Origin of the sequence: Variovorax atrisoli (genome assembly GCF_014195185.1) — a bacterium.
GTDB classification, from domain to species: Bacteria; Pseudomonadota; Gammaproteobacteria; order Burkholderiales; family Burkholderiaceae_C; genus Variovorax; species Variovorax atrisoli.
Genome location: NZ_JACIBG010000006.1, coordinates 395,354 through 416,280 on the forward strand (window position 1 = coordinate 395,354; position 20,927 = coordinate 416,280).

The following is a 20,927-nucleotide window of genomic DNA, read 5'->3' on the forward strand; positions in this document are numbered from 1 at the left end:
GACCCGCTGCCTCTCAGGCCCCGGCCAGCACCAGCCGTTCGCGCGTGCTGCGGGCCCAGCAGACGAGCGCCGCGAGCAGCGTGCCGCCGGCCACGTCGATCAGCACATGCTGTCGCGTGGCCAGCGTCGAATAGACGATGCCGAAGGCCCACAGCAGATTGAGCATGCGCACCCATGCCGGGGCACGCACCTCGCGCAACTGGCGCTCCATCAGCACGGCGGTGAAGACGGCGAACGCGACGTGCAGCGAGGGGAAGGCATTGCCGCCCGCGTCGGCGGTCTTCAGGAACTGCAGCGACGGGTACTGGCTCCAGTCGACCGAGAACGCGGGCACCGTCGTCGGGAAGAGCCAGAACACGGCGAGGCCTGCGCCTGCAATCAGAGCGGCATCGCGAGCGCAGGTCCACAGCTGCGCCTTGTCCTTCGCGAGGGCCGGCGCGAGCGAGATGTAGAACCACAGCGAGCCATAGAGCAGCATCGCGTCGTCGCTCACGCCCACCCAGTGGTCGAGCATCGTGAGCGGCATCACGGTCGGCTCCGAAGACGGGTTGTGCATCACCCAGAAGTAGATGGCGAAGAAGCCCGAGATGCCGACGGTGGTGCCGATCATCTTGACCACCCAGAGCGTGGCGATGCGCCGGCCCAAAGCCTGATACCAGGGAATGCAAGTTGCGGGGGAGGTAGTCGCCGTGCGGGAGTTCATTGGCGTCCCAGCTTATGCAACTGCATTGCGTGAACATTGCGACGCCCGCGAGGGGGCCTCTCCTAGAATGGCCGGCCTTGCTTTCCTCCGCACCCCCATGAGAATCCTGCTCGTCGAAGACGAAGTCGACCTCGCGCAAGCCCTGGCCTCGGCGTTGCGGCAGAACCAGGCGGTGGTCGACGTGGCGGGCTCGCTGCGCGAGGCCGAGGACGCGGCGCTGTCGGCGCAGCACGACGTGATCGTGCTCGACCGTGGCCTGCCCGACGGCGACGGCCTTTCGCTGGTGGCCTTCCTGCGCCAGAACGACATTCCCGCCGCGGTGCTGGTGCTCACCGCGATGACCGACGTGGCCGAGCGCGTGCTGAGCCTGGACGGCGGCGCGGACGACTATCTCGCCAAGCCCTTCTCCATGGACGAGCTCATGGCACGCGTGCGTGCGCTGGCACGGCGTCCCGCGGTGCGCGCGAACCTCGTCATGACGCTGGGGCAGCTGCGCTTCGACCATCACACGCGGCAGGTCCACGTGGGCGACGAGTGCCTCACGCTGCCGCGCCGCGAACTGCTGGTGCTGGAGACATTGCTCGAGCACCGCGGCCGCACCGTGCTGCGCGAGGCCATGCAGGACCGCGTCTACGGCCACGCGGACGACATCCAGTCGAACGCGCTCGACACGCACATCTCGCGGCTGCGCTCCAAGCTCGACAAGGCCGGCGCGCAGGTCGAGATCCACGCCATCCGCGGCGTGGGCTACCTGATCTGCGCGGCGCGTCCGGCGGCATGACGACCGCATGAAACAGGGCCGTCTCTCGCTGCTCTCGCTGCGCTGGCAGCTGATCTGGAGCCTGATCCTGCTGCAGGTGGTGGTCGGTGCGCTGGTGATGGGCGGTTTTCTGGGGCTCGCCTGGGTGCTGGGACGCGTGGTCGACGAGACCGGGCAGGAGACCATCAAGGCCATCCAGCGCGCACTGGTGCATGCGCCCGACGGCAAGCTGGCGATAGAGCCCACGCCGGAAGTGCAGCGCCTGCGCGAGGCCGACCCGCCGTTCTGGTTCGTCGCGCGTGACGCGAAGGGCTCCGAGGTGCGCAACGGCGAGGTGCCGGCCATCTACGCCAGGCTCTTCGATTCTCTCGACGGCATGGAGCGCATGGCCGTCGACCCCGAGAGCGACAACACGCGCCCCAAGGCCCGCTTCGAGCGCGTGGAGACGCGAGCGGGCATGGTGGCCGTGATGACGCAGACCGGCAGCCCGCTGACCGTGAAGAACACGCTCAAGGGCACCGCCATCGCCTTCCTGTTCCTGGTGGCGCCGATGGCGCTGGTGACCTGCCTCGGCGTGATCCTGGCCACGCCTTTCGTCGTCAAGCGCGGCCTCAAGGGCGTGGTGGCCACCGCCGAGCATGCCGAGAGCATCGACGTGCACGAGCGCACCACGCGGCTGCCGCTGGCCAACGTGGCCAGCGAGATCCGTCCGCTGGTCAACGCGGTGAACCGCGCCTTCGACCGGCTCAACGAAGGCTACGACCGGCAGGAGCGCTTCCTGGCCGATGCTGCGCACGAGCTGCGCACGCCCATCACCACGCTGCAGATCCATCTCGAGGGCCTGCAGGAGGGGCCGCTCAAGGTCAAGCTCATGCAGGCCTCGGCGCGCCTGGCCACGCTGGCCGAGCAGCTGCTCGACCTGCAGCGGCTGGACCACGTCGCGGTGCACGACCGGCAGCAGGTCGACCTGAAGGCGCTGTGCGAACGCGTGGCAGGCGACATCGCGCCGCTGGCCATCATGAACCGCTGCACGCTGTCGGTGGAGGCGCCCAAGCCGCTGTGGGTGCGCGGCGATGCGCCTTCGCTGGAGCGCGCGCTGAGCAACCTGATCCAGAACGCCATCGAGCACGGCGGGCAGGGCTGCGACATCCAGGTGCGGCTGTGGGAGCCTTCGGGCTTCGAGGTGCTCGACTCCGGCCCCGGCATTCCCGAGGCCGACCGCGAGCGCGTGGTGGCACCGTTCCACCGGCTGGTGCCGCGCGGGCGCGGCGCTGGGCTGGGCCTGCATCTGGTGGCCGAAGTGGCGCGCCTGCATGGCGGCCAGCTCACCATCGGGTCGAGCGAGTCGGGCGGGGCGAAGATGCGGCTCGAACTGAACCTGCTGGCCTGACGACCTCTGCACCATGAACCCCATCGACCAGCTCCCGGAACCCTCCAACCTCGCCGGCGCGCAAGCGCTGATCGTGCGTGTGCAGGCCCTGCTCGACGCCCAAGGCCTCAGGCTGCGCCCACCTCCGCCCGAGCCCACCACCTGCTGCGGCCGCGGCTGCAATGGCTGCGTGTGGGAGGGGTGGCTGGCGGCGGTGAACTACTGGCGCGACGAAGCGTCCCTGATGCTCGACGACGGCGTGCCCGAAGCCGAGGCACGCCGCGCCGACTTGCGGTGAGCGAGCTCCGCCGCCTGAGCCCCGATCAGCCGCGCTCTTTCATGCATCTGCGCCACGACGGTCTCGACCCGCGCATCGGGCAGGCGCTCGGTGATGGTCGCGATGGCCAGACCGGCCACGGTGCGGCCGTCGGCCAGGCGGACAGGCACCGCCACAGCGCGCGAGCCGGGCACCACGCCCACGGGCGCATAGGCATAACCGTCGCGGCTCACGCGTACGGCCCGCGCCAGCAGTTCCGCGGGATCGATGCGCAGCGCTTCGAGTCGCCGCACGTTGCGTTCCACCACCTCGGCGGCCTCGGCGGGCGGCAGCGACGCGAGCAGCACGAGGCCACTCACACCCACGCCCAGCGGGCGCCGGGCGCCGATCTCGATCGACAGCACCTTCACCGGAAAGCTGCCTGCCCGCCGGTCGATGCACACCGAGTCGGTGCCGTTGCGGATGGTGAGGAAGGCCGTGTCGCCCAGGCTTTCGCTCAGGTGGCGAAGGTGCGGCTCGGCGATCGCGCGGATGGGAAAGCGGCTCGAGCGCGCCAGCCCCAGCAGCGAGACCTCGCCGCCGACCAGGTAGCGGCGCGTGGCGGGGTCCTGCTCGACAGCGCCTTCTTCCACCAGCACGCGCAGGATGCGGTGCACTGTCGGCCGGTTGAGGCCGGTGTGCGCCACCACGTCGGTCAGGCGCACGCCGCGCTCCTGGCCGGTAGCCAGCACGCGCAGCACCGCGAGCGCGCGGCGCACGCTCTGCGCGCCGGCCGTGCCGGCGTCGGTGCCGTCGATCGAGCTAGACGGCGCCGCCATCCATGACCGCCTTGGGCGTCTGCTGCATGCCGCGCAGCGTGACGATCTCGCCCAGCGTGGCGTAGTTCGGGCCGCCGATGCGGCACACCGGGTCGAGGGCGCGGGTGTCGACCTTGCCGTCGTGCAGCAGGCCGTCGCGGATGTGGAAGGCCGTGACCTCGCCGACGATGAACTCCGCGCCGGTCCGGCCGAAGGAGATCACCTGCTCCAGCCGGCATTCCATGCTGATGGGCGCATCGGCCAGGCGCGGCACCCGCACCGTGGTGCACGGCAGCGTGCCTAGGCCGAGCAGTTCGGTTTCGCTCACGTCGGGCGCGTGCTCCGCGCTGCTCTCGTGGATGGCGACCATCTGCGAGGCGTCTCCGATGTTCACCACGAACTCGCCCAGCGCGTGGATGTTGGCGCCGGTGTCCTTGCGCCGGCCGGCCTTGCGGCCGACGTTCACGCCCAGCATCGGCGGCTTGTTCGACACGAAGGTGAAGCATGAGAACGGTGCGAGGTTGACCACGCCGGCGTCCGACAGCGTGGTGATCCAGGCGATGGGACGCGGCACGACGATGCCGCTCATCAGGCGGTAGGTGGCTTCGGGCGACAGGTCGCCGGCATCGAGAAACATGAGGGAGGCCTTCCTTGGTGGCTGAGGCTGCATTGTCCGCAGCGCGTCGAAGCCGGCGGGCGCGGACTTCTCGAAAACGTCCATCATATGGAACAACGAGGACATATTGCGTTGCAGCATCCGCACCCGGATTCTTAGAGTGCATGGGTGGCCGGTGCACAGCGCAACACACTTGCGGGGCCGGCACGCAAGCAGGAGACAAGACCTTGAAAGAACTCATCGCCACCGCAGCCGTGGCCGTGTGCGCGGCCTTCGCGCCCGCAATCGCATCGGCTCAGGCCGGCTGGCCCGACAAACCCGTGAAGCTGGTGTTGCCCTACCCGCCGGGAGGCAACGTCGATGGCGCCGCGCGCATCATCAGCGAGCAGCTGCAGGCTGCGTTCAAGCAGCCTTTCATCGTGGACAACCGACCGGGTGCGGGCGGCATGATCGCCGCCGAGTACGTGGCCAAGTCCGCGCCCGACGGCTACACCTTCTTCATGGGCGCGAACGGCCCGATCCTGTTCTCGCCGACCATCTTCAAGCGCAACGCCTACGACTGGAAGAAGGATTTCACGCCGGTCAGCTCTGTGTCGTTCACGCCGCTGGTGCTGCAGGTGCATCCCTCGACCCCCTACAAGACGGTGGCCGATCTGGTCGCGGAAGGGAAGAAGCCCGGCAACACGCTGACCATGGCTTCGCCCGGCGCCGGCACGCAGAACCATCTGGTGAGCGAGTACCTGCAGCGCGAAAGCGGCGCGCACTGGACCACCGTGCACTACAAGGGCAATGCGCCCGCCACCACCGACCTGCTGGGCGGGCAGGTGCAGTTCAACTTCGACCAGATCTCGGTGGCCGGCCCGTTCATCCAGCAGGGCCGCACGCGCGCGCTCGCGGTGACGTCGCCCAAGCGGCTGCCGCAGCTGCCCGACGTGCCGACGCTGCAGGAGGCCGGCTTCAAGGACTTCAGCACCGAAACTTTTACCGGCGTTCTCGCGCCGCAGGGCACGCCGAAGGAGATCGTCGCGCGGCTGTCGGCCGCGCTGCAGAAGATCCTGGCCGACGAGGCTGTGCGCGCGCGCTTCCAGACGCTTGGCTCCGAGGCCCGCGGCAGTTCGCCCGAGCAGTTCGCGCGCTTCCTGGCCAAGGAAGACGCGCGCTGGATGCCGGTCATCAAGCAATCCAACATTTCCGCCGAATGAGCACGCCCAACTCACCCACCGCCGCCCTCGGGCGCGCCGCCCCCGCCGCGCGCACCAGCGTGTATGTCGACGGCTTCGGCCACAAGAACCCGATTCCCGCGGCCTGCCGCGTGGGGCCGCTGCTCGAGAGCGGCAGCATCCAGGGCAACGACCCGGCCACCGGCAAGCCCGCCGAGACCATCGAGGCGCAGTGCCGCTTCATGCTCGACAACGTCCGCCGCATCGTGGAGGCGGCCGGCGGCGGCACGCAGGACATCGTCAAGCTCACCGTGTGGATGAAGGACCGCAGCCAGCGGCCCGCACTCAACGTGCCCTGGCTCGAGATGTTCCCCGATGCCGCCTCGCGGCCGGCGCGCCACGCCATCGTCGCGCCCGAGCTCGACATGGGCAAGCTCATCGAATGCAGCTTCACCGCCTGGATCGCCTGAGCGCCTGCCTCTCCTGTTTCCACGCCCCGAAGAACCATGCCCGACTACCTTCCTTTCGACCCCCATCCGCGCGCGCCCGTGCCGCTGCCGCCGCCGCTGGCATGCGACAGCCAGTTCCACGTCTTCGGCTCGCGCGAGCAATATCCGGTGCGGCCCAATGCCGCCTATGAAATGCCCACCGCCACCTGGCAGGTGGCGCAGCGGCTGCACGCCACGCTCGGCATCGCACGTGGCGTGATCGTGCAGGCCACCACCTATGGCGCCGACCACACGGTGGTGCTCGATGCGCTCGAGGGCCTCAACGCCGGCGGCCCGCGCCGCTACATGGGCTGTGCCAACGCGGCAGTGCTGACCGAGCGCGACGACGCCTACCTGCAGAAGCTGCACGACACCGGCGTGCGCGGCGCGCGCTTCACCCGCGGCGGCCTCGGCATCAGCCTGAGCGCGGCCGAGCAGGCGCGTGCCTTCGCCCGAGTCAAGGAGCTCGGCTGGTATGTCAAGGTGCAGCCCGAGCCCGACGGCATCGCGGCACAGCTCGCGACCTTCGAGGCGCTCGACGTGCCGGTGCTGCTCGACCACATGGGCCGCGCCGACCCTTCGCGCGGCGACGGCGACCCGAGCCTCGCGCGCATGCTCGAGCTTTTCGAGCGCGGCAACTTCTGGGTGATGCTGTCGCTGTCCGAGAAGATCTCCAAGACCGGCGCGCCCTGGGACGACGTGGTGCCGCTGGCGCGCCGCCTGATCGAGGCCGCGCCCGATCGCTGCGTCTGGGGCAGCGACTGGCCGCACCCCGTGTCGATGAAGCAGCCGCCCAACGAGGGCGCGCTGCTCGAGCTGCTCTACCGCTTCACGCCCGACGCCGCCACGCGGCAGAAGGTTCTTGTCGACAACCCCGCCCGCTTCTTCGGATTCGAGACCGCATGAAACTCATCAGCTATCTGCACGGCGGCTCTTCCCGCTGGGGCTGCGTCGTCGGCGACGGCGTGATCGACCTGGGCCGGCGCCTGCCGGCCTTCGCGTCGGTATCCGCGCTGCTGGCCGGCGGCGAAGCCGCGCTGGCCCAGGCCCGCGCCGCGGTCGAAGGAGCCATGGCCGACCACGCGCTGGCCGACGTGCGCTTCGAACTGCCCATCGCCCGGCCGCGCCGCGTGTTCTGCATCGGCGTGAACTACGCGCACCGCAACGCCGAATACAAGGACGGCAGCGACTTGCCGAAGTACCCCAGCATCTTCATGCGCGTGGCCGAATCCTTCGCGGGCCACGGCGAGCCGCTGCTGCAGCCGCTCGAATCGACGCAGCTCGACTACGAGGGCGAGATCGCCATCGTCATCGGCCGCCGCGCGCGCCGCGTGAACGGCGACGAGGCCCTCGCCTGCATCGCCGGTGTGACCTGCATGAACGAAGGCACCATCCGCGACTGGGTGCACCACGCCAAGTTCAACGTGACGCAAGGCAAGAACTTCAACGCCTCCGGCAGCATCGGCCCCTGGATCGTCACCGCCGACGAATTCCCGCAGGGCTTCGGCGCGCTGCGCGTGAGCACACGCGTCAACGGCGAGCAGCGCCAGGACGACACCACCGAGAACCTGATGTTCGACTTCGCCTACCTGGTGCACTACCTGTCGACCTTCACCACCCTGGAGCCCGGCGACATCATCGCCACCGGCACGCCGACCGGTGCGGGCATCCGCTTCGACCCACCCCGGTTCCTCAAGCCGGGCGACGTGGTCGAGGTCGAAGTCAGCGGCGTGGGCGTGCTGCGCAACGTGGTGCGCGCAGAGGAGGCGGTGCAATGAGCCTCGATGCCACCACCCTGTCTCAGGCCGCCGAGCGGCTGGAGCAGGCGCAACTCTCGCGCCGGGCTTGCCGCCAGTTCTCGCTCGACCACCCAGACATGACCATCGACGACGCCTACGCCATCCAGCACGCATGGATGCAGCTCAAGCTGCGCAATGGCCGCACGCTCAAGGGCCACAAGATCGGACTCACCTCCAAGGCCATGCAGCGCGCGGTGAACATCGCCGAGCCCGACTACGGCGCGCTGCTCGACGACATGTTCTACCGCGACGGCGCGGTGATCCCGACCGAGCGCTTCCTGCAGCTGAAGATCGAGGCCGAGCTGGCCTTCGTGCTGGCGCGTCCGCTGACGGGGCCCGACTGCACGCTGTTCGACGTGCTCGACGCCACGGCCTACGTGACGCCCGCCCTGGAGATCCTCGACGCGCGCATCCAGCGCGTCGACCCCGACACCGGGCGCACGCGCAACGTGCTCGACACCATTTCCGACAACGCCGCCAATGCCGCGCTGGTGCTGGGCGGGCGGCCGTTCAAGCCCGCGCTGGTCGATGCCGACATGCGGCGCATCGGCGCCATCGTGAGCCGCAATGGCGAGGTGGAGGAGACCGGCCTGGCCGCCGGCGTGCTCAACCATCCAGCCCACGGCGTCGCATGGCTGGCCAATCGGCTGCATCGCTTCGGCGTGTCGCTGGAAGCGGGCCAGGTGATCCTGGCGGGCTCTTTCATCCGGCCGATCGAGGTCGGCAAGGGCGATACGGTGGTGGCCGACTATGGCGAATTCGGCACCGTGTCGTGCCACTTCGGATGAACGCCATGCCGGTGCTTCCCAATCACTTCAAGCGCGCGCTCGCGGCCGGCGTGCCGCAGATCGGGCTGTGGTCCACGCTGCCCGACCCGTACGTATCGGAGATCGTCGCGGGCGCGGGCTTCGACTGGGTGCTGCTCGACACCGAGCACACGCCCACCGACGTGCCCCACATGCTGCACCAGCTGCAGGCGGTGAGCGCCGCGGTGCCGGCCGACGCCGCGCGGCGCACGTCGGCGGTGGTGCGGCCCGACTGGAACGACACCGTGCTCATCAAGCGCTACCTCGACATCGGCGCGCAGAGCCTGCTGCTGCCCTTCGTGCAGGACGCGGAGCAGGCGCGCTCGGCGGTGCGCGCCACGCGCTATGCCCCGGGCGGCGTGCGCGGCATGGGCGGCTCGACGCGGGCGTCGAACTTCGGGCGCATCGGCGACTATGTGAAGACCGCGCAGGACGAACTGTGCGTGCTGGTGCAGGTGGAAACCGGCGAGGCGCTCGATCAGTTGGACGCGATCCTCGAGGTCGAAGGCATCGACGGCGTCTTCATCGGGCCGGCCGACCTGTCGGCGAGCCTGGGCCACCCAGGCGACCCCGGCCATCCGACGGTGAAGCGCGCCATCGACGATGCGATCCGCCGCATCCGTGCCGCCGGCAAGGCGCCCGGCATCCTGATGCTCGACGACGCGCGGGCGCGCGAGTGCCTGGACCTGGGCGCGCTCTTCGTGGCGGTGGCTATGGACCTGCAGATCCTGGCGCGCGGCGCCGAAGGGGCGGCCGCGCGTTTCCGCGACGGCGCGCAGGCGGCACGCGCGGCGCGGCCGGCATACTGAAGGCGCGGCGGCACGGGGCCGCCCGCCGCTCACTGGTTCTGCGACCCGCGGTGCGCCCAGCCGGTGGTGTGCTTCTCGACCACGCTGAAGAGTTCATACATCAGCATCGCCATCGCGCCCACCACCATCAGGCCCGCGAATGCCAGGCCCATCTGCATGGCCGAGCCGGCCGAGATCAGCAGGTAGCCGATGCCTTCGTTGGCCGCCGTCATCTCGCTGACGGTGGTGCCCACGAAAGCCAGCGTGATCGCCACCTTCAGCGAGCCGAAGAAGTAGGGCATGGAGCGCGGCAGGCCGATCTTCATGAGCACGTCCCAGCGCTTCGCGCCGAGCACGCGCAGCACGTCTTCGAGCTCAGGCTCGAGCGTGGCGAGGCCGGTCGCGATGTTGACCATGATGGGGAAGAAGCTGATCAGGAAGGCCGTGAGGATCGCCGGCCCGATGCCGATGCCGAACCAGACGACCAGGATCGGCACGAAGGCCGCCTTGGGCAGCGCGTTGAAGGCCGTCATCAGCGGGTAGATCGCCGCGTACGCGATGCGCGAGCTGCCGATCACGAAGCCCAGCAGCACACCCACCACGATCGCGAGGCCGAAGCCCGCCATGGTGACCCAGAAGGTGCGCCACGCGTGGCCGGCGATGACTTCCTTGAATTCCCAGAACTGGTTCCAGATGCGCCACGGGCTCGGGAAGATGAAGTCCGAGACCTCGAAGGCCGAGCAGATGATCTGCCACAGCAGGATCACCGCCACGAGCAGCAGCCAGGGCGACCAGCGTTCGATTTGCTTGGTGTTTCTCATGTGGTCCCGTGCGCCCTCAGTGGGAAACAGCCGCGGCCGACTGGGCGGCGCTCGCGCCGGTGTTCCGGATCGCGCCGATGTGCCCGCGCAGCTCCAGCACGATGTCGGTGAACTCCTTCGTGTAGGTGAGTTCGAGCTCGCGCGGGCGCGGCAGGTCGATCTCGCGCTTGACAACGAAGCGACCCGGGCTCTTGCTCATCACGTACACCGTGTCGGCCAGGAACACCGATTCGCGCAGGTCGTGCGTGACCAGGATCACGTTGAACTGCTGCTCGGTCCAGAGGTCGCGCAGGATGCACCACAGCTCCTCGCGCGTGAAGGCGTCGAGCGCGCCGAAGGGCTCGTCGAGCAGCAGCATCTTGGGCTCGTGGATGAGCGCGCGGCAGATGCTCGCGCGCTGCTGCATGCCGCCCGAGAGCTGCCACGGGAACTTGTCCTCGTAGCCGCCCAGGCCCACCTTCTGCAGCAGGCGGCGGGCGCGCTCCTCGTATTCCTTGCGCCTGGCCTTGAAGCTGGAACGGTAGGGCTCGACGATCTCCAGCGGCAGCAGCACGTTGTCGACCGTGGTGCGCCACGGCAGCAGCGAGGGCGCCTGGAAGGCCATGCCCGAGATCTTCAGCGGCCCCGTCACCGGCTGGCCGTCGATGCGGATCTTGCCCATCGACGGCATCTTCAGCCCGGTGGTGAGCTTCATGAAGGTCGACTTGCCGCAGCCCGAAGGCCCGACGATGGCAATGAATTCGCCGCGCTTCACCTTGAGGTCGATGGCCTCGACCGCGAAGTGGTTGGCGCGCAGCAGCTCCTCGTTGTAGGCGAGCCAGACGTCCTGGAAGTCGACGAAGGGTGCGACGAAGGGAGCTGCGGCCGCGTCCTGCGATGCGGCTGCCATCACTTCTTCAGGATGTTCAGTTCGGCCGCGGGCGGCAGCAGCGCGGCGGTCCACACCGCGTCGGGGCTCACGCGCGTCTTGGTGTTGAAGGCGTCCGACACCTGCGAGGCCATCAGCGACATGCGGCCCGCGTTGACCGCGCCGAAGCCCTCGGCGCGCGCGTCGGCGCTGTTGATGACGGTGTCGATGGCCAGCTGCAGGCGGCGCGTCTCGAGCTTGCTGTCGATGATGCCGTCGCGCGCCTTCACCGACTCGATGGCCACCGCGGGGTTGGCGATGACTTCCTTCGCGCCCTTGGCGAAGGCCGAGAGGAATTTCTTCACCGCCTCGGGGTTCTCCTTGATGAGCTTGGGCGAGGCGATGATGACGTTGCCGTACAGCTTCACGCCGTAGTCGGGATAGGGGAGGATCACCACGTCGGCCGTCTTGGCGCCGCGTGCTTCCAGGTTGAGCAGCGAGGTGAAGGTGAAGCCGGTGATGGCGTCGATGTCGCCGCGCATCAGCATGGTCTCGCGCAGCGTCGGGTCCATGGCGGTCCAGTTGACGGCGCCGATGTTGTTGGCCTTGGCGAAGATCGGGAAGGCGCGGCGGCCCGCGTCGAACACCGGCGCGCCGAGCTTCTTGCCGGTGAGGTCGGAAGGCTTGGTGATGCCGCTCTTCTTGAGCGTCATGACCGAGGCCGGCGTGTTGTTGTAGACCATCATCACCGCGACCGGCTTGTTGGGGCTGTCGGGGTTGTTGGCGTGGAACTCCATCAGCGCCGCGAGGTCGGCGAAGCCCATGTCGTAGGCGCCCGAGGCCACGCGCGTGACCGTGCCGCCCGAGCCGTTGCCCGCGTCGATGGTCACGTCGAGGCCCGCGGCCTTGAAGTAGCCCTTGGCGGCTGGATGCAGGAACAGCGCCGCCGGTCCCTCGAAGCGCCAGTCGAGCTGGAACTTGATCGGCGTCGGGCTCTGTGCAAAGGCCGGTGCGAGGCTGAAGCTGATGGCCGAGGCGGCGAGGAAGGACTGGAGCAGTTGGCGCTTGTTCATGCGGAGATCGATCCGTTGGATGAAAGGGGATTGAATGCTTCTGCATTCAAGCAAAAACGGTGCCCGCACGTGATTGGTGCGAACCCTTCCTGTGGATCAAGCTGGTGCGTCGCGCCTGAATTCCGCACCGTCAGAGGGAAATCCCTTCGCTTTCAGGGGACGCTTGCACCGAATGCGAGCCAGTACGGATCGCCGACACGCTTGCCGACACTCGCGGCGGCGTCGCGCACGACGGTGCCGAAGCGCTCGACCAGCGCGTCCGTCAGCAGCTCCGAGGGCAGCGCGATGCCGAAGGCGTAGGCCTGCCGCGTGGCCGGGTCGAACACGGCGGCAGAGATGCCCGCCACGTTGGTCACGTACTCGCCGCGCGAGAGGGCCCAGCCGGTTTCGCGGATGACGGCAAGGCGCGCGAGCAGGTCCTTGCGCGTGCGCGGCGCGTCGCCGCGTCCCTGGTCGAGCCGGCCGCCGAGCAGCGCCGTCACTTCGGCGTCGCTCATGCGCGCCAGAAGGGCGCGGCCCATGGCGCTCGAGTAGGCAGGTGCGCGGCTGCCAGGCGGCGTGTAGATCTGCAGCGCGCCTGCGCCCGCGCGCATCTGGATCACCAGCGTGTCGGTGCCGTCGAGCACGTTGATGTAGCCGGTGAAGCGGGTCTCGGCCACCAGCGAATCGAGTGCATCCTCCACCAGCGAGGCGGCGTTGCGCGAGGCGCGGAAGTGGTACGAGGCTTCCATGATCACGCCGCCCGGCCGGTAGGCGCGCGTGGCCGCATCGCGGTCCAGAAAGCCGTAGCTCGCCATCATGCTGAGGGTGCGCGAGGCCGAGCTCTTCGGCAGTCCCAGTTCCGTCACCACATCCGTCACCGTGATGTCGCGGCGCAGCCGCGCGATCAGCTTCAGGACGTCCATGGCGTTGGCAAGGGTGCTCATAGTTCAGATGGGTTGGCGGGTGGGAATCATAGGTTCGGCGCGCAACGCGTCCGCCGGCTCGGGTGAACCAGCCTTGACAGCGATCCGGCCGGTTCTATCATTCAGTTCAATTTTATTGGACTAAGTTCCAAAAAATGGAACTTCAAGAGATGACCATGAACCACGACGCAACCGCGGCGATGCCGCTGGAGGAGGGCGCAGCCGCCCACTCGTCACCGCAGCTGCACCCGAAGGCACTGGCTCCGGCCAACCTGATCCTCACGGTGGTGCTGAGCGTGTTCGGCGCCATCGTCGGCATCCAGATGCTGGCGAGCCTGGGCATCACGCCGAGCACCTCGCTGATCGGCGCGCTCGCAGCCATGACGCTGGCGCGTGTGCCGCTGGCCGTGTTCCGGGGCTTTCGCTCGGTGCATGCGCAGAACCTCGCGCAGACCAGCATCTCGTCGGCCACCTTCGGCGCCGCCAACAGCCTGTTCCTGCCGATCGGCATCCCTTTCCTGTTCGGGCTGCCCGACATGGTGGTGCCGATGCTCGTCGGCGTGAGCCTGGCGATGCTGCTCGATGCATGGTTGCTCTATCGCATGTTCGACACGCCCGCGTTCCCGGCGAAGAACCCCTGGCCGCTGGGCATCGCCGCCGCCGAGGCCATCAAGGCGGGCGACGGCGGCGGCAAGCAGGCCTGGCTGCTGCTGGGCGGGCTGGCGACCGGCGTGGCGGGCGCGGTGTTCAAGCTGCCGATGTCGGCATTCGGCGTGGCGCTGATCGGCGGGCTCGGCGCGATGATCGCCTTCGGCGTCGGCCTGCTGGTGCGCGGCTACTCGATGCCGCTCTTCGGGCTGGATATCGGCGCGCTTTACGTGCCCCACGGAATGATGATCGGCGCCGGCATCGTGGCGCTGGGGCAGGTGGGCCGCGTGGTGCTCGGCAGGCGCCGGGCCCCGTCCGGCGCTTCCGCCCCGCAGAAGGAAGAAGACGTGCGCGGCGCCAGCACGCTCGGCCGCTCGCTGCGCCTGGGCGGCGCCGGCTATCTCGCCATCATGGTGGTGCTGGCCGCGGGCACGGGCGTGTACACCGGCATGTCGCCGGGCATGCTCGTGTGCTTCGTCGTCTACGGCACCTTCGCGGCTTTCGTGCACGAGCTGATCGTGGGCATCGCGGCCATGCACTCGGGCTGGTTCCCGGCTTTCGCGGTGGCGCTGATCTCGCTGCTGATCGGCATCCTCATCGGCTTTCCGCCCGAGGCACTGGTGGTGCTGGCTGGCTTCTCGGCGGCCACCGGGCCGGCCTTCGCCGACATGGGCTACGACCTCAAGGCCGGGCACCTGCTGCGCGGCGAGACATCGGGCACGCCCTTCGAGATGGCCGGCCGGCGCGAACAGATGATCGCGGGCATGGTGGGCTTCGCCGTGGCCATCGTGGTCGTGGCCTGCAGCTACAGACTGTTCTTTGCCAACCATCAGACGGCACCCATCAACGCGGCCTACGTGGCGGCCATCAAGGCCGGCATCTCGGGCGACACGGCGCGCAACCTTGCGCTGTGGGCGCTGCCCGGTGCGCTGCTGCAGATCCTGGGCGGCGCGCGGCAGCAGCTCGGGGTGCTGTTCGCCACGGGCCTGCTCATCGCGAGCCCGATGGCGGGCTGGATGGTCGCTGCCGGCATCGCCTGTCGGCTGGTCGTGCATCGCGTTCTCGGTGCCTCGGCGCGCGAGCGGCTCGAAGTGTTCGCGGGCGGCGTCATCGCGGGTGACGCGCTCTACAGCTTCTTCTCCGGCGCGGTGAAGAGCCTGCGCAGGTAGCGACTGCGTCACGCCTTCTCTCTTTCCTCCCTTCTTCCCTTCACCACACAGGAACCACGAATCCATGAAACGCAATCTGACAAGCGACGACGTCCGCGCGGCCATCTGGGGCGGCGCCATCCTCGGCGGCGGCGGCGGCGGGCTGATCGAGTCCGGCGAACGTGCCGCAAAGCTCGCGCTGCAGGTCGGTACGCCGCAGCTCTGGAGCGCCGACGAGTTCGAAGACTCGGCGCTCACCGCCACCATGGCGCTGGTCGGTGCCCCGGCCGCGCCCGATCCGCATGTGCAGCCGGCGCACCTGCTGCGCACGCTGGAATTGCTGCGCCGCGAACTGCCGGCGGGCCAGAAGCTGGTCGGTCTGCATGCCAACGAGAACGGAGCCGAGACCACGGTCAACGGCTGGTTCCATGCCGCCATGAGCGGATTGCCCGTGATCGACCTGGCCTGCAACGGCCGCGCACATCCGTCGAGCGTGATGGGCGCGCTGGGCCTGCATACCGAGCCCGACTACCTTTCGGTGCAGGCCTACGCGGGCGGCGAGCCGCATCGCTATGTCGAAGGCGTCGTGTCGGGCCGCCTGGAGCAGACCTCCGCCGTGGTGCGCCGCGCCTCCGTCGAGGCGGGCGGCCTCGTGGCGGTGGCGCGCAATCCGGTCAGCGTCGGCTATGCGCGCCGGCACGGGGCGCCGGGCGCCATCAGCCATGCCATCGCGCTGGGCCAGACCTACCTCGATGGCGGCGTGGATGCAGTCGCCCGTTCGCTTGAGGGCCGCATCGTGGCCGAGGGCGAGGTGCGCACCTACCGCTGCGAACAGCAGGAGGGGCTGGACGTGGGCATCGTCGAGCTCGACGACGCCGCGCGCACTACGCTGCGCTTCATCAACGAATACATGCTGCTGGAGCAGGAAGGAAAGCGCATCGCGCGCTTTCCCGATCTCGTGATGACCTTCTCGGACGACGGCAAGCCGGTGGTGTCGGCCCACGTGCGCCAGGGCGCGCGGCTGCGCGTGCTGGTCGCGCCGCGCGCGCGGCTGCTGCTGTCGCGCACGATGTTCATGCCCGAGCTGTACCGCCCGCTCGAGAAGTCGCTGGGCGAGGCCTTCGCGCCCGCCGAAGAAGCTCTGGCCTGAGCACACGCAAGGAGCCGCCATGACGCTGCGCGTGAGATGGATCCGGACGGTCGGCAACGACACCTACAACGAGCGCTTCGCTCGTGAATTCGCCGAGGTGAAGAACCCCGGCACCGAGGTGCAGGTGGTTTCGCTGCGCAACGCCTCGGTGCGCCACCACGTCGAGTACCAGAGCTACGAGGCGCTGCTGGGCGCCGACATCGTTCGCGTGGTGCGAGACGCAGCGGTGAAGAAGTTCGACGCGGTGGTGCTCGGCTGCTTCTACGACCCGGTGCTGGTGGAGGCCCGCGAGATCTCGGGCGATACGGTGGTGGTCGCGCCCTGTCAGGCCTCGTTCGAGGTGGCGGCGAACCTGGCGCAGAAGGTGTCGGTCATCGTCGGGCGCCGCAAGTGGGTGCCGCGCATCGAGTCGCGCGTGCGCGAGTACGGGCACGGCCACCTGCTGGCTTCGTGCCGCGCGCTGCAGCTCGGGGTGGAGGACTTCCAGCGCGACCGCGAGGAAACCGCGCGCCGCATGGTCGAGCAGGGCCGCCGCGCGATCGAGGAGGACGGCGCCGAGGCGCTGATCCTCGGCTGCACCCTGGAGTTCGGGTTCTATCGCCAGCTGCAGGACGTGCTGGGCGTCCCGGTCATCGATTCGGCGCTGGCCGCCTTCAAGCGCGCCGAGGCACTGGCCGATACGCGGCAGCGCTTTGGCTGGAAGCCCAGCCGCGTCGGCGGCTGCGAGCCGCCGCCGGAGGAAGAGGAACTGCTGGCGTGGAAGGTGTTCGACCCGGCTAATGTGCCGGTCGCGTCACCGTTCCACGCCTGAACGGTCTTACTTGTCGACCGTCACCTTCGCCACCGCCAGCGCCGTCATGTTGATGATGCGGCGCACCGTCGACGAAGGCGTGAGCACGTGGGCCGAGCTCGCGGCGCCCAGCAGCACCGGGCCGACCGTGATGCCGTTGGCGCCGGTCATCTTCAGCACGTTGTAGAGGATGTGGGCCGAGTCGAGGTTGGGGCACACGAGCAGGTTGGCCTCGCCGCTGAGCGTGGTCTCGGGCAGGGCGGTGCGGCGGATTTCCTCCGACAGCGCCGCGTCGCCGTGCATCTCGCCGTCGCATTCGATGTCGGGTGCCATCTGCGCGAACAGGTCGCGCGCCAGCCGCATCTTGCGGGCCGACGAGCGGCTCGACGTGCCGTAGTTCGAGTGCGACAGGAAGGCCACCTTCGGCGGCAGGCCGAAGCGGCGCACTTCCTCGGCGGCCATCATCGCGATGCTGGCGAGCAGCTCGGCGCTGGGGTCTTCGTTGACGTTGGTGTCGGTGATGAACACCGTGCGCTTGTCGAGCGTGAGGGCGTTCAGCGTCGCGAAGCCCGGCGCGCCGCGCTTCAGGCCGATCAGGTTGCGGATGTGCTCCAGGTGCACATCGAAGCGTCCGACCAGGCCGCAGATCATGGCGTCGGCGTCGCCCAGGTGCATCATGAGCGCGGCGATGGTGGTGTTCGAGCGGCGCACCATGGTCTTGGCGGCCTCCGGCGTCACGCCGCGGCGGCCCATGATCTTGTGGAAGCTCTCCCAGTAGGTGCGGAAGCGCGGATCGTCCTCGGGGTTGACGATCTCGAAGTCGACGCCTGCGCGGATGTGCAGGCCGGCCTTCTTGATGCGCGCCTCGATCACCGCGGGGCGGCCCACCAGGATCGGCTTGGCCAGGCCTTCGTCCACGGCCCATTGGGCGGCGCGCAGCACGCGCTCGTCCTCGCCCTCGGCGTACGCCACGCGCTTGGCGGTGGCGATCTTGGCGGCGCTGAACACCGGGCGCATGAACATGCCGGTCTGGTAGACGAAGCGCGTCAGGTGCTGGCGGTAGGCGTCCATGTCCTCGATCGGGCGCGTGGCCACGCCCGAGGCTGCGGCCGCCTTGGCCACGGCCGGCGCGATGCGCAGGATCAGGCGCGAGTCGAAGGGCTTGGGAATGATGTAGTCGGGGCCGAAGGCCAGCTCCTGGCCGGCGTAGGCGGTAGCCACCTCCTCGCTGATGTCGGCCTTGGTGAGCTCGGCGATCTCGCGCACGCAGGCCAGCTTCATTTCTTCGGTGATCTTGCTCGCGCCGCAGTCGAGCGCGCCGCGGAAGATGTACGGGAAGCACAGGACGTTGTTGACCTGGTTCGGGTAGTCCGAACGGCCGGTGGCGATGATGCAGTCGGGCCGCACGGCCTTGGCCAGCTCGGGGCGGATCTCGGGCTCGGGGTTGGCCAGCGCCAGGATGATGGGCTGGGCGGCCATGGTCTTGACCATCTCGGCGGTCATCACGCCCGGGGCCGAGCAGCCCAGGAACACATCGGCGTCCTTCACCACGTCGGCCAGGGTGCGGGCGCCGGTGTCTTTCTGGGCGTAGCGTGCCTTGGATTCGTCGAAACCGCCCGCGCGGCCCATGTAGATCAGGCCCTTGGAGTCGCAGGCGTGGATGTTGGCGGGCTTGGCGCCCAGGCCGACCATCACGTCGAGGCAGGCGATGGCTGCGGCACCCGCGCCCGAGACGGCGATCTTCACTTCCTCGATCTTCTTGCCCACCAGCTCCAGGCCGTTGATGAGCGCGGCGGCCGAGATGATGGCCGTGCCGTGCTGGTCGTCGTGGAACACGGGGATGTTCATGCGCTCGCGCAGCTTCTTCTCGATGTAGAAGCACTCGGGCGCCTTGATGTCCTCGAGATTGATGCCGCCCAGCGTGGGCTCCAGCGCCGCGATGATGTCGACCAGCTTGTCGGGGTCGCGCTCTGCCAGCTCGATGTCGAACACGTCGATGCCGGCGAATTTCTTGAACAGGCAGCCCTTGCCTTCCATCACCGGCTTGGCGGCCAGCGGGCCGATGTCGCCCAGGCCGAGCACGGCGGTGCCGTTGGTGACGACGCCCACGAGGTTGCCGCGGGCGGTGTATTCGGAGGCCGTCGCCGGGTCGGCGGCGATGTCGAGGCAGGGATAGGCCACGCCGGGCGAGTAGGCCAGCGACAGGTCGCGCTGGTTCAGCAGGGGCTTGGTCGGGGTGATCGAGATCTTGCCCTTGACGGGCGATCGGTGGTATTCGCGCGCTGCCTCGCGAAGTGCTTCTTCTGCGGGGGAAAGGGGTGCAGCCATGAAGGTCTCCTTGTTTCTGACGGGCAATGAGGCTACCGCAAAAGCAGTGCCTCTTCTTACTGGGGAAATGCCGAAAACGCCTGAATCCATAGCTTCTGGCGGATATGGCGGGGTTCGGGCGGATGGGAGCGGGCTGGCGGGTTCGCTAAACTGCCGTTCGTTACCAACTGGTTAACAGGCCGGCCGTCCAGCCGGAATCCCGCCGGGGTAGCGCCGACAACGACAACACCGCGAAAAGAGGGGCAACACGCATGGCATCCGGACCTTTCAACAGCAACGAACCCGACGTCGTCGTCATCGGAGGCGGCCCCTCGGGCTCCACGGTGGCCGCGCTGCTCGCGGACAAGGGGCACGACGTGGTGCTGATCGAGAAGGCGCAGCACCCGCGCTTCCACATCGGGGAATCGCTGCTGCCGATGAACATGCCGCTGTTCGACCGCCTGGGCGTGCGCACCGAGGTCGAGGCCATCGGCATCCGCAAGCACGGGGCCGAGTTCGTCTCGCCCTGGCACGACCACTCCAGCCAGTTCCACTTCGCCGAGGCGATGGACAAGAGCTTTCCCTACGCGGTGCACGTGCGCCGCTCCGAATTCGACGAGCTGCTCTTCCGCCATGCCGGCAAGCGCGGCGCGCGCACCTTCGAGGGGCAGCGCGTCACCGGCGTGGACATGGACGCCGGCAAGGGCACGCCCGACAACCGTCCGACGGTGAAGGTCAAGGGCGACGACGGCACCGAGACCACCTGGCGTCCGCGCTTCGTGATCGACGCCAGCGGGCGCGACACCCTGCTGTCGAACCAGTTCGACGCCAAGCGCCGCAACCGCAAGCACGCCAGCGCGGCGCTGTTCGGCCACTTCGCCAACGCCGAGCGCAAGCCGGGCCGCTTCGAGGGCAACATCACGCTGTTCTGGTTCGACCACGGCTGGTTCTGGTACATCCCGCTGAAGGACGGCACGGTGAGCGTCGGCGCGGTGGCGTCTCCGGCCTACTTCAAGCGCCGCAAGGGCTCGCTGGAGGAGTTCCTGATGGAAACCATCGCGCTCGCGCCCAAGCTGGCCGCGCGGCTGAAGAACGCCACGCTGATGGAGGGCGCCACCTCCACCGGCAACTACGCCTACGACTCCAAGTTCTGCCGCGGCGACCGCTTCATGATGGTGGGCGACGCCTACGCCTTCGTCGACCCGATGTTCTCCTCTGGCGTGTACCTGGCGATGAACAGCGGCTTCGAGGCCGCCACCGCGGCCGACTTCTGGCTAAAGGGCGAGGCGAAGGAAGCCGAGAAGGCCTTCCGCCACTACGAGAAGGTGATGAAGCACGGGCCGAAGATGTTCTCGTGGTTCATCTACCGCATCACCTCGCCGGCCATCCGGCGCCTGTTCATGGCGCCGCGCAACATCTGGCGCATGCAGGAGGCGCTGCTGTCCATCCTGGCCGGCGACCTGTTCCGCAACACGCCCATCGGCCCGCGCTTCTGGGGCTTCAAGGTGACCTACTACGCCTCGTGCCTGGGCATCCTGCCGCAGGCCGTGAAGACCTGGGCCTGGCGCCGACGCAACCTGAAGGAATCGCTCGAGTCTGCGCAGTGAAGCGGGGGCGCAGGGGCGGGAACGAGAAGTCGGACGCAGAGTACGCGGAAGGCGCGAAGATTTCGCGC

The 20,927-nt window shown here is 68.7% G+C and carries 21 protein-coding genes; 13 read left to right on the forward strand and 8 right to left on the reverse strand.

Features of this window, described 5'->3' with window-relative positions; genetic code table 11:
• Nucleotides 1-13: 13 nt before the first annotated feature.
• Nucleotides 14-703, reverse strand: a complete 690-nt coding sequence (locus FHY06_RS22480; RefSeq protein WP_260310588.1) for a phosphatase PAP2 family protein — start codon at nt 701-703, stop codon at nt 14-16.
• A 97-nt stretch (nt 704-800) separates the two neighbouring features.
• On the opposite strand from FHY06_RS22480, the gene FHY06_RS22485 reads away from it, so the two are divergent.
• The 3 genes from FHY06_RS22485 to FHY06_RS22495 are packed head-to-tail and all read left to right on the forward strand — an operon-like array spanning nt 801 to nt 3,130.
• Nucleotides 801-1,484 carry a response regulator gene (locus tag FHY06_RS22485; RefSeq protein WP_126183277.1) on the forward strand — a complete coding sequence of 228 codons (684 nt, stop codon included), beginning with the start codon at nt 801-803 and terminating at the stop codon, nt 1,482-1,484.
• 7 nt (nt 1,485-1,491) lie between these two features.
• Nucleotides 1,492-2,853 carry a sensor histidine kinase gene (locus tag FHY06_RS22490; protein WP_019656986.1) on the forward strand — a complete coding sequence of 454 codons (1,362 nt, stop codon included), beginning with the start codon at nt 1,492-1,494 and terminating at the stop codon, nt 2,851-2,853.
• Nucleotides 2,854-2,866: 13 nt separating this feature from the next.
• Nucleotides 2,867-3,130, forward strand: coding sequence for an oxidoreductase-like domain-containing protein (locus FHY06_RS22495; RefSeq protein WP_184606335.1), 264 nt, complete (start codon nt 2,867-2,869; stop codon nt 3,128-3,130).
• On the opposite strand, the gene FHY06_RS22500 is transcribed toward FHY06_RS22495, so the two are convergent.
• On the reverse strand, nt 3,052-3,927 hold the full coding sequence (locus FHY06_RS22500; protein ID WP_126183279.1) for an IclR family transcriptional regulator: 876 nt from the start codon (nt 3,925-3,927) through the stop codon (nt 3,052-3,054). The genes FHY06_RS22495 and FHY06_RS22500 overlap by 79 nt on opposite strands.
• The gene (locus FHY06_RS22505; RefSeq protein WP_126183280.1) at nt 3,911-4,543 is read right to left on the reverse strand and encodes a flavin reductase family protein; all 633 of its coding nucleotides are present in this window, start codon (nt 4,541-4,543) and stop codon (nt 3,911-3,913) included. The genes FHY06_RS22500 and FHY06_RS22505 overlap by 17 nt, the downstream gene beginning before the upstream one ends.
• 206 nt (nt 4,544-4,749) lie before the next feature.
• Here FHY06_RS22505 and FHY06_RS22510 point away from each other — a divergent pair, with 206 nt between their 5' ends.
• The 6 genes from FHY06_RS22510 to FHY06_RS22535 are packed head-to-tail and all read left to right on the forward strand — an operon-like array spanning nt 4,750 to nt 9,584.
• Nucleotides 4,750-5,724 carry a Bug family tripartite tricarboxylate transporter substrate binding protein gene (locus FHY06_RS22510; RefSeq protein WP_019656990.1) on the forward strand — a complete coding sequence of 325 codons (975 nt, stop codon included), beginning with the start codon at nt 4,750-4,752 and terminating at the stop codon, nt 5,722-5,724.
• Entirely contained in the window at nt 5,721-6,152 is a 432-nt protein-coding gene (locus tag FHY06_RS22515) for a RidA family protein (protein ID WP_019656991.1), read from the forward strand. Before FHY06_RS22510 ends, FHY06_RS22515 begins: the two co-directional genes overlap by 4 nt.
• A gap of 36 nt (nt 6,153-6,188) precedes the next feature.
• The gene (locus FHY06_RS22520; protein ID WP_184606336.1) at nt 6,189-7,076 is read left to right on the forward strand and encodes an amidohydrolase family protein; all 888 of its coding nucleotides are present in this window, start codon (nt 6,189-6,191) and stop codon (nt 7,074-7,076) included.
• Nucleotides 7,073-7,948 carry a fumarylacetoacetate hydrolase family protein gene (locus tag FHY06_RS22525; protein ID WP_019656993.1) on the forward strand — a complete coding sequence of 292 codons (876 nt, stop codon included), beginning with the start codon at nt 7,073-7,075 and terminating at the stop codon, nt 7,946-7,948. The genes FHY06_RS22520 and FHY06_RS22525 overlap by 4 nt, the downstream gene beginning before the upstream one ends.
• Nucleotides 7,945-8,757 (forward strand): 2-oxo-hept-4-ene-1,7-dioate hydratase, encoded by an 813-nt coding sequence (hpaH, locus tag FHY06_RS22530; protein ID WP_019656994.1) that lies wholly within the window; start codon nt 7,945-7,947, stop codon nt 8,755-8,757. Before FHY06_RS22525 ends, hpaH begins: the two co-directional genes overlap by 4 nt.
• A 5-nt stretch (nt 8,758-8,762) precedes the next feature.
• Nucleotides 8,763-9,584, forward strand: coding sequence for an HpcH/HpaI aldolase family protein (locus FHY06_RS22535; RefSeq protein WP_184606337.1), 822 nt, complete (start codon nt 8,763-8,765; stop codon nt 9,582-9,584).
• Between the two features lie 29 nt (nt 9,585-9,613).
• Here FHY06_RS22535 and FHY06_RS22540 read toward each other — a convergent pair whose 3' ends face one another.
• From FHY06_RS22540 to FHY06_RS22555, 4 genes are all read right to left on the reverse strand, one after another.
• Nucleotides 9,614-10,384, reverse strand: a complete 771-nt coding sequence (locus FHY06_RS22540) for an ABC transporter permease (RefSeq protein WP_019656996.1) — start codon at nt 10,382-10,384, stop codon at nt 9,614-9,616.
• A gap of 16 nt (nt 10,385-10,400) precedes the next feature.
• The gene (locus FHY06_RS22545) at nt 10,401-11,273 is read right to left on the reverse strand and encodes an ABC transporter ATP-binding protein (protein WP_093301839.1); all 873 of its coding nucleotides are present in this window, start codon (nt 11,271-11,273) and stop codon (nt 10,401-10,403) included.
• Nucleotides 11,273-12,304: an ABC transporter substrate-binding protein gene (locus FHY06_RS22550; protein ID WP_184606338.1), complete on the reverse strand. Its 1,032-nt coding sequence runs from the start codon at nt 12,302-12,304 to the stop codon at nt 11,273-11,275. The genes FHY06_RS22545 and FHY06_RS22550 overlap by 1 nt, the downstream gene beginning before the upstream one ends.
• A gap of 152 nt (nt 12,305-12,456) precedes the next feature.
• Nucleotides 12,457-13,230, reverse strand: coding sequence for an IclR family transcriptional regulator (locus FHY06_RS22555; RefSeq protein WP_132754913.1), 774 nt, complete (start codon nt 13,228-13,230; stop codon nt 12,457-12,459).
• A 155-nt stretch (nt 13,231-13,385) separates the two neighbouring features.
• On the opposite strand from FHY06_RS22555, the gene FHY06_RS22560 reads away from it, so the two are divergent.
• The 3 genes from FHY06_RS22560 (at nt 13,386) to FHY06_RS22570 (ending at nt 16,966) form a co-directional block, all read left to right on the forward strand.
• Nucleotides 13,386-15,026: an OPT/YSL family transporter gene (locus FHY06_RS22560; protein ID WP_260310589.1), complete on the forward strand. Its 1,641-nt coding sequence runs from the start codon at nt 13,386-13,388 to the stop codon at nt 15,024-15,026.
• Nucleotides 15,027-15,090: 64 nt separating this feature from the next.
• Nucleotides 15,091-16,155, forward strand: a complete 1,065-nt coding sequence (locus FHY06_RS22565) for an S-methyl thiohydantoin desulfurase domain-containing protein (protein ID WP_184606340.1) — start codon at nt 15,091-15,093, stop codon at nt 16,153-16,155.
• 19 nt (nt 16,156-16,174) lie between these two features.
• Nucleotides 16,175-16,966: an aspartate/glutamate racemase family protein gene (locus FHY06_RS22570; RefSeq protein ID WP_184606341.1), complete on the forward strand. Its 792-nt coding sequence runs from the start codon at nt 16,175-16,177 to the stop codon at nt 16,964-16,966.
• Between the two features lie 6 nt (nt 16,967-16,972).
• Here FHY06_RS22570 and FHY06_RS22575 read toward each other — a convergent pair whose 3' ends face one another.
• Nucleotides 16,973-19,273, reverse strand: a complete 2,301-nt coding sequence (locus FHY06_RS22575) for an NADP-dependent malic enzyme (protein ID WP_019656999.1) — start codon at nt 19,271-19,273, stop codon at nt 16,973-16,975.
• 251 nt (nt 19,274-19,524) lie between these two features.
• Here FHY06_RS22575 and FHY06_RS22580 point away from each other — a divergent pair, with 251 nt between their 5' ends.
• The gene (locus FHY06_RS22580) at nt 19,525-20,859 is read left to right on the forward strand and encodes an NAD(P)/FAD-dependent oxidoreductase (RefSeq protein ID WP_184606342.1); all 1,335 of its coding nucleotides are present in this window, start codon (nt 19,525-19,527) and stop codon (nt 20,857-20,859) included.
• The last annotated feature ends 68 nt before the right edge of the window (nt 20,860-20,927 follow it).

Bases quoted from the DNA above. Each gene is read 5' to 3' on its own strand.
- hpaH (WP_019656994.1), top strand. From the start codon at position 7,945: ATGAGCCTCGATGCCACCACCCTGTCTCAGGCCGCCGAGCGGCTGGAG.
- FHY06_RS22555 (WP_132754913.1), bottom strand. From the start codon at position 13,230: ATGAGCACCCTTGCCAACGCCATGGACGTCCTGAAGCTGATCGCGCGG.
- FHY06_RS22545 (WP_093301839.1), bottom strand. From the start codon at position 11,273: ATGGCAGCCGCATCGCAGGACGCGGCCGCAGCTCCCTTCGTCGCACCC.
- FHY06_RS22500 (WP_126183279.1), bottom strand. From the start codon at position 3,927: ATGGCGGCGCCGTCTAGCTCGATCGACGGCACCGACGCCGGCACGGCC.
- FHY06_RS22495 (WP_184606335.1), top strand. From the start codon at position 2,867: ATGAACCCCATCGACCAGCTCCCGGAACCCTCCAACCTCGCCGGCGCG.
- FHY06_RS22580 (WP_184606342.1), top strand. From the start codon at position 19,525: ATGGCATCCGGACCTTTCAACAGCAACGAACCCGACGTCGTCGTCATC.
- FHY06_RS22540 (WP_019656996.1), bottom strand. From the start codon at position 10,384: ATGAGAAACACCAAGCAAATCGAACGCTGGTCGCCCTGGCTGCTGCTC.
- FHY06_RS22520 (WP_184606336.1), top strand. From the start codon at position 6,189: ATGCCCGACTACCTTCCTTTCGACCCCCATCCGCGCGCGCCCGTGCCG.
- FHY06_RS22490 (WP_019656986.1), top strand. From the start codon at position 1,492: ATGAAACAGGGCCGTCTCTCGCTGCTCTCGCTGCGCTGGCAGCTGATC.
- FHY06_RS22515 (WP_019656991.1), top strand. From the start codon at position 5,721: ATGAGCACGCCCAACTCACCCACCGCCGCCCTCGGGCGCGCCGCCCCC.
- FHY06_RS22575 (WP_019656999.1), bottom strand. From the start codon at position 19,273: ATGGCTGCACCCCTTTCCCCCGCAGAAGAAGCACTTCGCGAGGCAGCG.
- FHY06_RS22565 (WP_184606340.1), top strand. From the start codon at position 15,091: ATGAAACGCAATCTGACAAGCGACGACGTCCGCGCGGCCATCTGGGGC.
- FHY06_RS22485 (WP_126183277.1), top strand. From the start codon at position 801: ATGAGAATCCTGCTCGTCGAAGACGAAGTCGACCTCGCGCAAGCCCTG.
- FHY06_RS22525 (WP_019656993.1), top strand. From the start codon at position 7,073: ATGAAACTCATCAGCTATCTGCACGGCGGCTCTTCCCGCTGGGGCTGC.
- FHY06_RS22480 (WP_260310588.1), bottom strand. From the start codon at position 703: ATGAACTCCCGCACGGCGACTACCTCCCCCGCAACTTGCATTCCCTGG.
- FHY06_RS22505 (WP_126183280.1), bottom strand. From the start codon at position 4,543: ATGTTTCTCGATGCCGGCGACCTGTCGCCCGAAGCCACCTACCGCCTG.
- FHY06_RS22570 (WP_184606341.1), top strand. From the start codon at position 16,175: ATGACGCTGCGCGTGAGATGGATCCGGACGGTCGGCAACGACACCTAC.
- FHY06_RS22550 (WP_184606338.1), bottom strand. From the start codon at position 12,304: ATGAACAAGCGCCAACTGCTCCAGTCCTTCCTCGCCGCCTCGGCCATC.
- FHY06_RS22535 (WP_184606337.1), top strand. From the start codon at position 8,763: ATGCCGGTGCTTCCCAATCACTTCAAGCGCGCGCTCGCGGCCGGCGTG.
- FHY06_RS22560 (WP_260310589.1), top strand. From the start codon at position 13,386: ATGAACCACGACGCAACCGCGGCGATGCCGCTGGAGGAGGGCGCAGCC.